The 11,880-nt window shown below is 43.2% G+C and carries 15 protein-coding genes; 8 read left to right on the top strand and 7 right to left on the bottom strand.

What is annotated here, in order from left to right:
- Positions 1-41: 41 nt before the first annotated feature.
- Together tagD and BLT18_RS09590 are read right to left on the bottom strand one after the other, a co-directional pair.
- Positions 42-440, bottom strand: a complete 399-nt coding sequence (gene tagD / locus BLT18_RS09595; protein WP_091273432.1) for a glycerol-3-phosphate cytidylyltransferase — start codon at positions 438-440, stop codon at positions 42-44.
- A 942-nt stretch (positions 441-1,382) separates the two neighbouring features.
- Positions 1,383-1,598 (bottom strand): hypothetical protein, encoded by a 216-nt coding sequence (locus BLT18_RS09590; RefSeq protein ID WP_091273430.1) that lies wholly within the window; start codon positions 1,596-1,598, stop codon positions 1,383-1,385.
- 199 nt (positions 1,599-1,797) lie between these two features.
- On the opposite strand from BLT18_RS09590, the gene BLT18_RS09585 reads away from it, so the two are divergent.
- The 3 genes from BLT18_RS09585 (at position 1,798) to BLT18_RS09575 (ending at position 4,532) form a co-directional block, all read left to right on the top strand.
- Entirely contained in the window at positions 1,798-2,493 is a 696-nt protein-coding gene (locus BLT18_RS09585; protein WP_091273429.1) for a response regulator transcription factor, read from the top strand.
- 1 nt (position 2,494) lies between these two features.
- A complete protein-coding gene (locus BLT18_RS09580) occupies positions 2,495-3,844 on the top strand; it encodes a sensor histidine kinase (RefSeq protein WP_091273428.1) in 1,350 nt (449 codons plus the stop codon).
- Positions 3,845-3,947: 103 nt separating this feature from the next.
- A complete protein-coding gene (locus BLT18_RS09575) occupies positions 3,948-4,532 on the top strand; it encodes a PepSY domain-containing protein (protein WP_175487453.1) in 585 nt (194 codons plus the stop codon).
- A gap of 208 nt (positions 4,533-4,740) precedes the next feature.
- Here the strand turns inward: BLT18_RS09575 and BLT18_RS09570 are convergent, their stop codons facing one another.
- Positions 4,741-5,058, bottom strand: a complete 318-nt coding sequence (locus tag BLT18_RS09570; RefSeq protein WP_091273425.1) for a YckD family protein — start codon at positions 5,056-5,058, stop codon at positions 4,741-4,743.
- A 134-nt stretch (positions 5,059-5,192) separates the two neighbouring features.
- Here BLT18_RS09570 and BLT18_RS09565 point away from each other — a divergent pair, with 134 nt between their 5' ends.
- Positions 5,193-6,014: an MBL fold metallo-hydrolase gene (locus BLT18_RS09565; RefSeq protein WP_175487452.1), complete on the top strand. Its 822-nt coding sequence runs from the start codon at positions 5,193-5,195 to the stop codon at positions 6,012-6,014.
- A gap of 72 nt (positions 6,015-6,086) precedes the next feature.
- Here the strand turns inward: BLT18_RS09565 and BLT18_RS09560 are convergent, their stop codons facing one another.
- Positions 6,087-7,919 carry a UbiD family decarboxylase gene (locus BLT18_RS09560; protein WP_091273423.1) on the bottom strand — a complete coding sequence of 611 codons (1,833 nt, stop codon included), beginning with the start codon at positions 7,917-7,919 and terminating at the stop codon, positions 6,087-6,089.
- Between the two features lie 237 nt (positions 7,920-8,156).
- Between BLT18_RS09560 and BLT18_RS09555 the strand changes: the two genes are divergently transcribed.
- The gene (locus tag BLT18_RS09555; RefSeq protein WP_091273422.1) at positions 8,157-8,315 is read left to right on the top strand and encodes a DUF1540 domain-containing protein; all 159 of its coding nucleotides are present in this window, start codon (positions 8,157-8,159) and stop codon (positions 8,313-8,315) included.
- A 248-nt stretch (positions 8,316-8,563) separates the two neighbouring features.
- Here the strand turns inward: BLT18_RS09555 and BLT18_RS18195 are convergent, their stop codons facing one another.
- Complete coding sequence (locus tag BLT18_RS18195) at positions 8,564-8,731, bottom strand: hypothetical protein (RefSeq protein WP_175487451.1); 168 nt, start codon at positions 8,729-8,731, stop codon at positions 8,564-8,566.
- A gap of 152 nt (positions 8,732-8,883) precedes the next feature.
- Between BLT18_RS18195 and BLT18_RS09550 the strand changes: the two genes are divergently transcribed.
- Entirely contained in the window at positions 8,884-9,714 is an 831-nt protein-coding gene (locus BLT18_RS09550) for a YihY/virulence factor BrkB family protein (protein WP_091273420.1), read from the top strand.
- Here the strand turns inward: BLT18_RS09550 and BLT18_RS09545 are convergent.
- Positions 9,703-10,356, bottom strand: coding sequence for an MOSC domain-containing protein (locus BLT18_RS09545; RefSeq protein WP_091273418.1), 654 nt, complete (start codon positions 10,354-10,356; stop codon positions 9,703-9,705). The two genes, BLT18_RS09550 and BLT18_RS09545, sit on opposite strands and share 12 nt — an antisense overlap.
- A 221-nt stretch (positions 10,357-10,577) precedes the next feature.
- Between BLT18_RS09545 and BLT18_RS09540 the strand changes: the two genes are divergently transcribed.
- Positions 10,578-11,309, top strand: a complete 732-nt coding sequence (locus BLT18_RS09540; RefSeq protein ID WP_091273416.1) for a hypothetical protein — start codon at positions 10,578-10,580, stop codon at positions 11,307-11,309.
- Here the strand turns inward: BLT18_RS09540 and BLT18_RS09535 are convergent.
- Positions 11,306-11,488: a hypothetical protein gene (locus BLT18_RS09535; RefSeq protein ID WP_091273415.1), complete on the bottom strand. Its 183-nt coding sequence runs from the start codon at positions 11,486-11,488 to the stop codon at positions 11,306-11,308. The genes BLT18_RS09540 and BLT18_RS09535 overlap by 4 nt on opposite strands.
- Positions 11,489-11,650: 162 nt before the next feature.
- Between BLT18_RS09535 and BLT18_RS18190 the strand changes: the two genes are divergently transcribed.
- A complete protein-coding gene (locus BLT18_RS18190) occupies positions 11,651-11,803 on the top strand; it encodes a hypothetical protein (protein WP_175487450.1) in 153 nt (50 codons plus the stop codon).
- Positions 11,804-11,880: the final 77 nt, after the last annotated feature.

Raw genomic sequence — 11,880 nt, 5'->3', positions numbered from 1 at the left:
CGAGAAACAAAAAAGAAAAAGAGAGCAGCACCCTCTTTTCTTTAATACGCATTGGCAAGAAGCAGTTCTTGCTTTATTTTTGTCGTGGAGATATTTGCCGTTCTCGGCAGATAAACGACTTCACAGTACGGCTTCAAGTAATCAAACTTGCCTTCCCAGTCATCTCCCATGACGAGCGTGTCCACATTGTGGTGAACAATATCTTCCACTTTCTGTTCCCACTTTTTCTCTGGTATTACTTCATCTACATAGCGAACCGCTTCTAAAATCATTTTTCGTTGCTCATAAGGATAATATGCTTTTTTATTTTTTAGTTCGTTAAATTCATCAGTGGAGATCGCCACAATGAGATAATCTCCTAACGCTTTCGCGCGCTTTAATATATTAATATGACCCCAATGCAGTAAATCAAATGTTCCATACGTAATGACTTTTTTCATGTTCAAGCCCTCCTAGCTACTAACGAAACTAGAACATCTTTCTTTATACTTGTTTACCTTCTATTTACTTTCTTAAAATAAAAATTACAGAAAAAACACCTTTATTTAGTTGACTTCCAGAATTATATCACAACCGCCACCAGTTCACTATATACCTTTCATGAAATATCACTACATTTGTGTAAAAAAGTATGGGAAAATCTCTAGGTTACTGGAAGTACATTCCAATGAACAACGCAAAAATCAAGCTTTTCATCCTGTTGCTCGCACGTGGAAAAAGGCACCGTTGTCACAAAATTGACAAGGATGCCTGTATCTTTTTCCTTGTGCTCTGCTTTCATCCTTTTCTTATGTGACCGATATTATCACAGAGATGGTGTCGTGCACCTGCCATGCCGAACACAATCCGAATGTCTCCAGTCGATTCTTTTTCTATTTATCCGTATTAATATATTGTTAAACTCTATATTTATTATTAATTTTTCAAAAAGCATACACGCCCTTCAAGGATGAACCGCAGGAACCTCAAGCAAGCAGGCGTTTGTGCCAGACAATAAAACCTCCAAATATGTACACTTTTCTATTAAAAAAAGCTGGGACATAAGAATACGAACGACGAAAGAATCCGAACGATTTATCAAAATCAGTTCGGATTATTTGTCTATCCTAGCCATTTCTATCATAGCTCCGTCAACATCCTGCGCGTTCCGCAGGCACAGCTTTAACTTGGTAAAGAAAATCCCATTACCAAGCGAACCTTCAGCTCGTGCTTTGACGCACAGGACGTGCTAGTGTCGGCATCGGCGCACGATGCGGCTGGTCTCAGCCGACGTCCTGCAGGGAGTCTCCGTATGTTGATGACGCTTGGCCTATACTTTCAAATCTTGTTGTCTGGCTTTGGAGTAACCTGTTTTAGATTTGGGCCAGCCTCGCATGACATATTTATTTCGGCGGAGCCTCAAATGCCTTTGACCGTTTGGCACGCCGGTAATAGATGGTATTGGACACAATGCCTATTGCACCTGCAGCGGTAAATAGAAGCGGAATGAGCCACACATAGGAATCATAGGTAATGGTCGACAAACGATAGATCCCCCAAATAAATAACAAAAGAGAACCGATAAAACCTAAGGCTGGTTTGGATGTGGTCTGTGCCATAACAACCTTCCTTTCCAACACAATGAAGTAATGCCCCTTATACAGCGGCTGTCAATCTGTATTATCCATGAAAGGATAACATCCTCTATTTCTATTCGTTAGAAAAAACTCCTTTCCTGCTTTTGTTTTTCCATACTCAAGCAAATGAATTTCTTGTAAGATATGGGTAACAATTGTATTCACTATAAGGGGGAGAAAGATGCCAGAACACACCATTCTCGTTATCGAAGACGAAGAAAAACTGGCTCGTGTGTTAACGCTTGAGCTTGAATATGAAGGGTATGCCGTTCAGGCTGCATACAACGGAAAAGATGGCTTAGAAGAAGCGCTAACTGGTTCATATGATTTGCTGCTTTTAGATGTGATGCTTCCCGAAATGAGCGGAATGGAAATCCTCCGCCGTTTTCGCCGCCGCCATCAACATACGCCAGTTATTATGCTGACCGCTAAAGATGAAGTGTCCGATAAAGTCAGCGGCCTTGACCTTGGTGCCAACGACTATGTAACAAAACCGTTTGAAACCGAGGAGCTGCTCGCACGCATTCGTGCCCAGCTTCGCACAAATACTGCAAATACAGCCCACTCAGCAAAGGTGGAAGTACTGACAATCGACACGTTGACCGTCCATGTCAACACGCGTGACATTATACGCGAAGACAGGCACATTGAAGTCACCCCGCGTGAATTTGACCTTTTAGTATATTTTTTACGAAATAAAAATCAAGTGTTAACCCGTGATCAGCTGCTTGAAAGTGTTTGGGGTTTTGATTATGCAGGTGATACAAATGTTGTTGACGTGTATATTCGCTACTTGCGCAAAAAAATCGACACCGGTTTTTCTACTCCCTTAATTCATACGGTTCGCGGCGTCGGCTATCAAATGAAAGGTACATAACATGAAAATTAAAACAAAAATGCAGCTGTATGCGGCCATTGCTATGTTTTTCGTATTAATGGCTGCGAACACAGCTATTTATGTTCTCTTTAACCAAGTTTCTTCTGACTCAGAGTTAAACAGACTGCAAACACAAACGAATGCGTTAGTTGAGGCTCTGCACCAAACAGATGAACATGTTGATGTGGAAAATCTTTTAAATGCCTATTTACCCTCTAATGGGATGATCCGGGTAATTACAAGGGATGAAACGACACTTTTTACATTGACAAAAGAAAACCGCTTCCCCTCATTAATCTCTTATACATTCACCACAGAAGCACAAGCCAGTCTCGTTCAAACCGATGAAGGGGAACGATTTGGCATTATATACGAGCCAGTCATTTGGAGTGACGGGCAGGTGGTCACACTTGAGGTAAGCGAACATTTCGAAGCATTGGAAAATAACATGGAAACGCTGCAGCTCGTCTTGTTTTTGGCTTCGTTATTTATTTTGCTGCCAACTTTCCTGGGCGGGCGGTTATTGAGTGAATTATTTTTGCGGCCTATCCGATCTACTGCCCGTACTATGCAAGACATTGAACAGCGCGGTGAATTGAAAAAAATAAACATCGAAGATATGTCTAAAGATGAGATATATGAAATGAATGCAACATTTAACCGTATGATTGACCGCTTGGAAGAAAACTTTGAAAAACAGCAACACTTCGTGTCAGACGCTTCCCATGAACTGAAAACACCGTTGTCTATTATTGACAGCTATACACGGTTGTTAAAACGCTGGGGAACGAGCAAACCAGACGTTATGGCAGAAGCGATACAAGCGATATTATCAGAAAGTGAGCGCATGAAAAAAATCACCGAACAGATGCTGATGCTTGCTAAAGACGAATCCACCGGAGCGATGGAACGAGAAACTTTTGATGTCATTGCTATGGCAAGAACTGCTGTTACCTCGTTTTCTCGTTCGTATGAGCGTCATATCACCGTACAAAGCCGTGAAGACTCTCTTCTTTATCATGGGGATAAAGAAAAATTAAAACAAGTAATATACATTTTGCTCGATAATGCGTTAAAATACAGCGATAGTGACGTGACCGTTCGGGTAATGGAAGGTGATACGAACATCGAGCTGTCGGTGGACGATCACGGACCAGGCATTCCAAAAGAAGAACAGCCCAAAATTTTTGACCGCTTTTACCGCTTGGATAAAGCACGCAGCCGCACTACCGGCGGCACTGGCCTAGGCCTTTCCATCGCATGGGCAATCATTCATGCGCATCAAGGGACTATTTCAATTGAAAGCGAACCGCCTAACGGCACATCATTTATTATCGACCTCCCAAAATAATCCGTTTTTTATGATTTTCTCATCAAATGTTAATCTTCGTTTAAGAAGCTTTTCATCTCGCACGGGTATGATGAAGCTGTACACAATAAAGGAGGAGCTCCCCATGAAAAAATTTGTTATTGCAACGGCTTGTGTGACGGTACTCGGACTCGTGGCGGTTGGTGTGCAGCAGTTTTCTGCTTCCGCGGACGATGCACATCAAAGCGGCAGCAATTTGAATGTAGAAGAAGCAAAACAACAGATTCAAACACAATATCCTGGAGAAGTGACAGAAATTGAACGTGAACGTGAAAATGGAAAAGACGTCTATGAAATGGAGATCGTCGGTGAAGAATATAAATATGAATTAAAACTTGATGCAGCCAGCGGCGACGTATTAAAACTCGATGAAAAAGAAAAAATACGCACCAGCAAACAAAGGGAAACCGATCAAAACAGCCAAAACGAGACGTCATCGACTGATGATGCAAACGAAAGTTCTTCTTTGCAAAGCCGGTTTGCTATCAGTATAGAAGAAGCAAAACAAATTGCTCTAAACGAAGTCGGCGGTACTATTGATGAAATCGAACGAGATGAAGATGATGGCATGTTCTATTATGAAGTAGAACTTCATACCGAACGCGGCGAAGCTGAAGTAGAAGTGGATGCACAAACAGGAGAAATTATCGTCATTTCATATGATGACTAACGAAAAGCGCAAGCGCCGTACTCACGAGCGACAAGTCCTGGAGGGCCGGCTTATGGAAAGCTGACTTTTGCTTTCCATGGACGGACCGAAGGAACCTCGAGCGAGCAGGCGCTTTTTCTGGACCATGAAGGCGCCGAACTTTTATAGCTTTACCTATCTTTTAAAAAAAAGCGGGCACAACCGTCAAACGGCCGTGCTCGCTTTTCATTCAGCCATGCTTTCGTACACGCAGCGGCTGAAAATTATTTTCTAACAGACGATTGTATCGGTCATCCAAATGAGCTTTTATCTTTTCCTGTTTGTCTTCTGGAATCATTCCATATTCTACGTATTTGTCGATCAGCACTTTTTTCTTTTCGATGATATCTTTGTGCAAATCTGCAAGTGCTTCTTTTTGCTCTTCGGTTAATTCAACATTTCTAACTTCCCCATGCATTTCATTTGCTTCTGCGTACCCGGCTGCACCGAACAGAAGACAAACCGCAAGCAGTGCCCCGATGCCTTTTTTCCATGTACGTCGTATCATTTTTACCACTCTCCTTTGTATGTCTCTTTTTTACTTTGTGCCAGTTTGGCGCATTTATTTATTTTTCTGCTTTCGATTAATTCCATGCATTCCTACAAACAGTAATACTATCTTGATTGTTGGAGGAGATGATTATGACCGATACATTACTGCCTGTTACATCTGTTACCAACGGAATGGAAAAAGACGTAACCAAGCATTTGTTTTTCTTGACGAACCAAGTCGTGAACCTTTGTTTTTATGAGATTCCAAACCGCTCAAAAGAGTGGATATTAATAGATGCTGGCATGCCGGCTTCTGCTGATATTATTCAAGCAACTGCCAAAGAGCACTTCGGAGAGGATCACAAGCCGCAAGCAATCGTGTTAACACACGGCCATTTTGACCACGTTGGTGCGCTGGAAGAACTTATTGATGCTTGGAACGTCCCTGTTTATGCACATGAACAAGAATTACCGTATCTCACTGGCAAAAAAGATTATCCCGAGCCCGATAACAGTGTCGAAGGCGGACTCGTTGCCAAAATGTCGCGCATGTTTCCAAATGAAGGTATTGACGTTGGAACAAGCGTACAACCTTTGCCAGAAGACGAAAGCGTTCCTTTCATGGAAGGCTGGAAATGGGTGCACACACCTGGACATACACCTGGCCATGTTTCATTTTTTCATGAGCAGGACCGGCTGTTAGTTGCTGGAGATGCATTTGTGACCGTCAAACAAGAATCTTTATTTAAAGTGATGATGCAGGAAAAAGAAATCAGCGGACCGCCGCGCTATTTAACGACGGATTGGGAAAAAGCCCGCACGTCGGTAGAAACACTTCAGGCACTCCATCCAGCCATAGCGGTAACCGGCCATGGTCTGCCAATGGAAGGAGAAGAGTTAAGCGGCGCATTGGATACGCTTGTCCGCCGCTTTGATGAAATCGCCATTCCCGACCACGGCAGGTTTGTGTAATACACGCGAAAAGCGCAAATGCTTAAAAAGGAGTTATTCGAGCTGTACAGCTCGAATAACTCCTTTTCTATGTTAAACATCGACATTATATAAGCTTGCTCCTTTTTGGAAAAAGCGCTCCACGTTGTTTTCCACATTGTCATCCGGCACTAAAGGCGGTGCGTGATGTGTTTTGATGCGGGCATCAATAATCATATTGTCGCAGCCCCAGTGCTTGTTTTTATAGAAACTGTTGATTCCATAGATATCGTGTGATGGATTACTTCGTGTGAAAGTTACCCATAAGAAATTGGCTAATGTTTCCGCTAAAAAGTTGCTGTCATCGGTTAGGATAAAGAGCGGACACCCTTGGATATCACTGCTCTTCGCGATTTGTGCCGTAATTTCTTGCATGTCGTCTTCTGCCTCTTCGTAACTAGAAAAGCTGGCATGCTCAAATGCAATCACGCCCGGCATGACAAGACGTGGATTTCTGATATGAGTGTGCTGCTCAAGCGATGCCGGCACTGTTTCACACAGATTGCGTTTTTTATCGCCATATGCCGCTATAATGACTTTGCTTCCTTTGTTCAAGCCTTCTCCAGAATAATCTAACGTATCGATTGTTGTGTTCGTTTGAAAATGAAGGTCACGACGCAAATCGATTCGTTCTAACATATACGTAAGAAAGTCTGCTTCATGATGCGTATCTAACGGCTTGTCTTGTTCTGCTGTAATAAACAAATATTTAGCAAGACTGACCTGCCCTGTGCCTAATATGCGGTTGGCAATCGTTAATAACTCCGCTGGCTGCTCCACTTTTTCAAATGGCGTGTAGCGTTCGCTTCCAATCGCAAATAATAGTGGATGAACCCCTGCTGCATCAACAGCATGAACTTCTTTGACACCTGGTATTTCTTGCTGCAAGGCATCTCCTGTTAATTCATGAATCATCTCGCCAAACGCAGTATCTTCTTGCGGCGGCCGTCCAACAACGGTAAATGGCCAGACGGCATTCTTTTTGGCCAGCACTTTTCGAACACGCATGAGCGGAAATTCATGGGTCAAACTGTAATAACCTAAATGATCACCAAATGGGCCTTCCGGCTTAGTTTCTTCCGGATAAATATCGCCAGTAATGACAAAATCAGCATCCAGGCTGATGCAGTAGCCATCATCATATGTATAGCGGAAACGTCTGCCGCTGAGAAGGCCCGCAAAGGTCATTTCACTTAATCCTTCAGGAAGTGGCATGACAGCACTTAGCGTATGCGCCGGCGGGCCGCCGATAAAAATACTTACTTTAAGCGGTTTGCCGAGCTTGTTTGCTTTGGCTTGATGAACACCAATACCGCGGTGAATTTGATAATGCAGGCCAACTTCATTATCCATGTCATACTCATTGCCAGTCAGCTGCACGCGGTACATTCCTAAATTGCTGTTCATGATTCCTGGTCTATCTGGATCTTCTGTGTATACTTGTGGAAGTGTCACAAATGCCCCGCCATCTTCCGGCCAGTGTTTAATCAAAGGCAGATCGCTGATATTTACTTCTTCAAACTCGTTTAAGGCACTTCTCCCTTTTTTTAACGGCAATGCTTTCGAGGCAGCAAGTGCTGTTTGTGTATGCTTCAACGGACTTTTCAATGCTGCCATCGGATCATTTCGAAGCCGGATGACATCCTGGGTTTTATCCAAGGTTTTTCGGAAAATAAACTTACTTCGCTCTACGTTGCCAAATATATTCGATACCGCTGGATAACGTGACCCTTTGACGTTTTCAAAATAGAGCGCTGGACCGTCTTGTTGATTGACTCTTCTATGTATCGCAGCCATTTCAAGGTCAGGATCTACTTCGTCCTTAATACGGACGAGGTGGCCGGCTTGTTCCAAATCATTAATACAATCTTCTAATTGACGATACATTCCACACTACTCCTATTTGTTATGATAGCAACTGTTACTTTCGTTTATTTTCTCATGCTTTCGCCGAAAAAAAAATAGATAGCGCAGACATTTACGAAAGTTGTCATCGTTAAGAAAGGCCCAAGCATCTAAAAATGCCATTCTTTCTGTCCATATCATCTCAAACATCTGCACCGTGGATTTCTCTGTATGTTTTTTTCGTTTTTGCAGAAATTAAACCGTGAGGGGGGATTCACGATGGCACAAGATGTCCTTTGTGAAGTAAACAACTGTGAATATTGGGCAGAAGGCAACCTCTGTACAGCTGATAAAATTTACGTTGTCAGCCATAAAGGCGAAAAAGCGTCAAACGAACACGAAACTGATTGTAAAACATTTGAAAAAGCAACCCATTAAAAAAAACGAGGCCGTCACAGAAGCGGCCTCCTTTTTCATAGAGCAATGTGCCTGGCGCCTTGCTCTGCTAAAATGCTAAATTCAAAATCGCGCTGATAACAACAATTAGTCCAATAATCATTAAAATGGTACGAATCATCGATATCATCCTCTCCTCTTTTTGTAACGGTCCCTTTCCCCTGTTATGTGCAATCAAAACATTGTAAAAAGAACTGCCCCGTCATTTTCAGGACAGTTCGCGCAACATGTTATCCGTAAATATGATCAGCGTTTTGGTAACGAAGCTGTTCCGCCTGGCTTTCTGCCGCGGCTGTGTCAGGATGAGGTGTTTGCTCTTCTATTTCTTGAATATCGGGGTGTTCAATCTCTACTTGCCGTTTGATTCGTTTTTGCTGCTGCGCTTGTTTGTCTGCCAATGCTCCTCCCCCCTCTTTCTTACTTTTACCGAAAAGAATCCTTCCCATGTACCATTCAGCGTGAAACTTTTAGGAGAAAGAGGTTTTTTCTGCAGAAAGAAGGGAAAAAGAGTAGTACGATGCAATCACTGGAATAGCGGGGATGGGTACTTATGGACTGGAAACACATCGTCACGTTTGGCAAAACCTTAAAAGAAGAAATGAAAGAAGACCGTGTGGCGGGGCTTGCAGCAGAACAAGCTTTTTTTTATATGCTCGCGCTCTTTCCGATGATGATATTGCTGTTATCGATTCTTCCTTATTTATCTATTGATGCAGAACGAGTCATGATGCTGATTGAATCGGCACTTCCGCAAGACACTGCCCGAATGGTGCAAGAAAATGTCCTCGATGTGATTACCGTTCCAAACGGTGGACTGCTTACATTTGGTATTATTGGAACATTATGGTCGGCATCAAGTGGATTAAATGCTTTTATACGTGCCATAAATGAAGCTTTTAATGCACCCGAACCCAGGTCCTTTATTATGAATCGGCTTTTGTCCATTTTGTTTACTATTGGGCTGATGGTTTCCTTTTTGCTTATTTTTGCTTTATTTATTTTTGGGGAAGTGCTCATTCAAGCTGCTTCTGCTTTCTTCATGGTACCTGTTGAAACCGAGGCAATTACAGGATTTGCTCGCTGGGTCCTTACTGTTATCGTGATGATTACCATTCTTTGCTGTTTGTATTATTTTGCTCCAAACAAAAAGATTGCGTTTCGTTACGTACTTCCCGGAGCTGTTACAGCTACCATCTTGTGGCAGGCGATTTCATTTGGATTTTCTTTTTACGTCAGCAACTTTGGTAATTATTCTGCCACATACGGCAGTTTAGGCGGTGTGATTGTTTTGATGCTGTGGTTATTTCTCACTGGGCTTGCGCTCGTTATAGGCGGTGAATTAAATGCCATCTTGCACCGGCAGCAGCAGTTAGACCGTTAAACGCGCCAGCCTTGCCTGCAGCTTGTCACGCCATCTTTGCGCTAACGCATCAACGGCTAGAATCGTTTGCATAGCCTCTTGATCTTTCGGGTGATGAAAATACGTATGCAGAGCAAACGCAACACTAACTTCATGCGGATCTCTCTCGACTAATTGTATCTTGTCCGTCTGGCGGATTTCTCCTTTCTGCAGGACACGGCATAAAAAGCCGGCATATCCCGTCTCGATAATCCGCGCAAGCAAACCATTGAGGCCAGTCCGTTTATTAATCGTGTCACACGGAATTCGTCCTTGTGTCACTTGAATAACCGCTTCTCCTACTCGATACGTGTCACCGATACAGACGTTCTCTTCCGTCATACCCATTGCTGTAATATTTTCACCAAAGGCTGCTCGATCAAGTGTGACCGAAAACTCTTCTTCCCACTTAGGATAATGGTCATGCGGATAGATGCATATTGCACGGTCTTTGCCGCCGTGGTTTTTTTTATCAGCAACATCATCATGCCGGCAGCCATTTTCCGCTGCGTACAGCCGCTCTGCACGTTTTTTCACAATGCCTGTTTCCATTTCCTTCCCCTCTGCATAGGTCAGCATTTTCGGACGTCCCGCGGCGAGATATTCAATCGCATATGTCTCCATATAAAACAGCTCCTCTCCTGTACGTTTATTGTTATCATACCATATCTGAGCGCTTTCCAAAGAAAAGCAGCTGACGGTAAATTCTCAGATGCAGACGGCTGCCCTTGCTTTTGTGTGCAGATTTTCTCGAAAAGAAAATCCCCCTTCTCCTCCGTTTTCTCTCTTCTTTTTCATATAGAATATGACGAATATTTTATAAATGAAGAAAGAGGACGATACCCATGACTGCCATCCTATCTGCTGTTCATCACAAAGCAGCAAAACAGCACGTTGCATTTGCCTCTGTCAAAGAGATGGACCACCATCTCATGTTGCATCATCAAACGCACCGTTTTACAGCAAACGAATATCTTATCCTGCGCATCCTCTCCCAGCACTCACTGACCTATCCAGGAGTCAGCTGGCTGAAGCTTCAAACCATTGCAGAAAAAATGCACAAAAGCATCCGTACCGTTCGGCGTACGGTAGCTGCCTTGGAAAAGTATTATGTTATTAAACGTGTTCCTGTTATGAAAAAAACAAACGGTGGAAACACGAGCAACTTGCTCGTGATATTACCTGCAGAATCAGCTCATGGTTCGGGTGACCGGGCGCAAATGTCCGGGCGCACAAACACAACATCCCGTGCTGAAACAGAAACTCTCCCTAAAAAACGAAGCAGCGAATCTGTCTCTTTAGAAAAAAATATAAAACAAGATAATAAAAGAAATATTAGTGAACAACATTTCCGCACATTAATTAAACTCAAATGGAAAGATCAAACGATACGCTGCGGCTCTGCGTATATGGAAAAAGTCGTACATACACTGCTCGCAGAATACGAAAAACGCGAAGCAGCGAAGCGCCGTCTGCAAAAACGCCGGCAAAGCACTAAAAAAACAATTCCGGCTTACGATTGGCTAAACGAAATAAATGCAGCGGATATCACCGAACGGACGACCTGGTTAAACTAGCGCTCCTCTCGCTGTTTGTTCATTTTTTTCTGGACATTCTCTTTTGGATTCCAGCAATGAAACACATAGTGAGGCTCGGTTTGATAACCGAGTCGTACGCAGTGAAAGCTTGGCTTTTTGTTGTTTTCTTTTCTTACTTCATACCACTTACACGTAGCACAGCAATGATAGCGGTTCATCCTCTGCCTCCTTTGGCTTTATCAGTATCAACAGCACTATTGCTGATTTTTTTGCGCTCCGAACCATAAAAATACATGTTACACTAATATTACTTACCTATGCTGGTATGGCCAGAAAACCAATCATGCCAACGACTTCCGGTCAAAAAGGAGGGACATTCTGTGAACATTCACCAGCTTCGCCGCATTCTTTATAAAACAGCGCGCATCCTCGGCGACATTAATGCCGCAAAGCGCGGGACAATGGGAAAACGTATTGCACGCCGCGCTGCTGGCCGCCAAACTGGAAAACTGCTGCGCAGACTTTTTAAGTAATTCAACTTGCTTCCTATCGTTTCCTGCACATAGCTCCATCATTTTGTGGAAGACTAAATGCACAGGAATGGTGATAG

Source organism: Alteribacillus persepolensis (assembly GCF_900099605.1).
GTDB lineage: Bacteria > Bacillota > Bacilli > Bacillales > Marinococcaceae > Alteribacillus > Alteribacillus persepolensis.
The sequence above is the reverse complement of the archived record's forward strand: the minus strand, read 5'-3'. Positions and strand labels throughout refer to the sequence as shown.

Bases quoted from the DNA above. Each gene is read 5' to 3' on its own strand.
- tagD (WP_091273432.1), bottom strand. From the start codon at position 440: ATGAAAAAAGTCATTACGTATGGAACATTTGATTTACTGCATTGGGGT.
- BLT18_RS09590 (WP_091273430.1), bottom strand. From the start codon at position 1,598: ATGGCACAGACCACATCCAAACCAGCCTTAGGTTTTATCGGTTCTCTT.
- BLT18_RS09585 (WP_091273429.1), top strand. From the start codon at position 1,798: ATGCCAGAACACACCATTCTCGTTATCGAAGACGAAGAAAAACTGGCT.
- BLT18_RS09580 (WP_091273428.1), top strand. From the start codon at position 2,495: ATGAAAATTAAAACAAAAATGCAGCTGTATGCGGCCATTGCTATGTTT.
- BLT18_RS09575 (WP_175487453.1), top strand. From the start codon at position 3,948: ATGAAAAAATTTGTTATTGCAACGGCTTGTGTGACGGTACTCGGACTC.
- BLT18_RS09570 (WP_091273425.1), bottom strand. From the start codon at position 5,058: ATGATACGACGTACATGGAAAAAAGGCATCGGGGCACTGCTTGCGGTT.
- BLT18_RS09565 (WP_175487452.1), top strand. From the start codon at position 5,193: ATGACCGATACATTACTGCCTGTTACATCTGTTACCAACGGAATGGAA.
- BLT18_RS09560 (WP_091273423.1), bottom strand. From the start codon at position 7,919: ATGTATCGTCAATTAGAAGATTGTATTAATGATTTGGAACAAGCCGGC.
- BLT18_RS09555 (WP_091273422.1), top strand. From the start codon at position 8,157: ATGGCACAAGATGTCCTTTGTGAAGTAAACAACTGTGAATATTGGGCA.
- BLT18_RS09550 (WP_091273420.1), top strand. From the start codon at position 8,884: ATGGACTGGAAACACATCGTCACGTTTGGCAAAACCTTAAAAGAAGAA.
- BLT18_RS09545 (WP_091273418.1), bottom strand. From the start codon at position 10,356: ATGGAGACATATGCGATTGAATATCTCGCCGCGGGACGTCCGAAAATG.
- BLT18_RS09540 (WP_091273416.1), top strand. From the start codon at position 10,578: ATGACTGCCATCCTATCTGCTGTTCATCACAAAGCAGCAAAACAGCAC.
- BLT18_RS09535 (WP_091273415.1), bottom strand. From the start codon at position 11,488: ATGAACCGCTATCATTGCTGTGCTACGTGTAAGTGGTATGAAGTAAGA.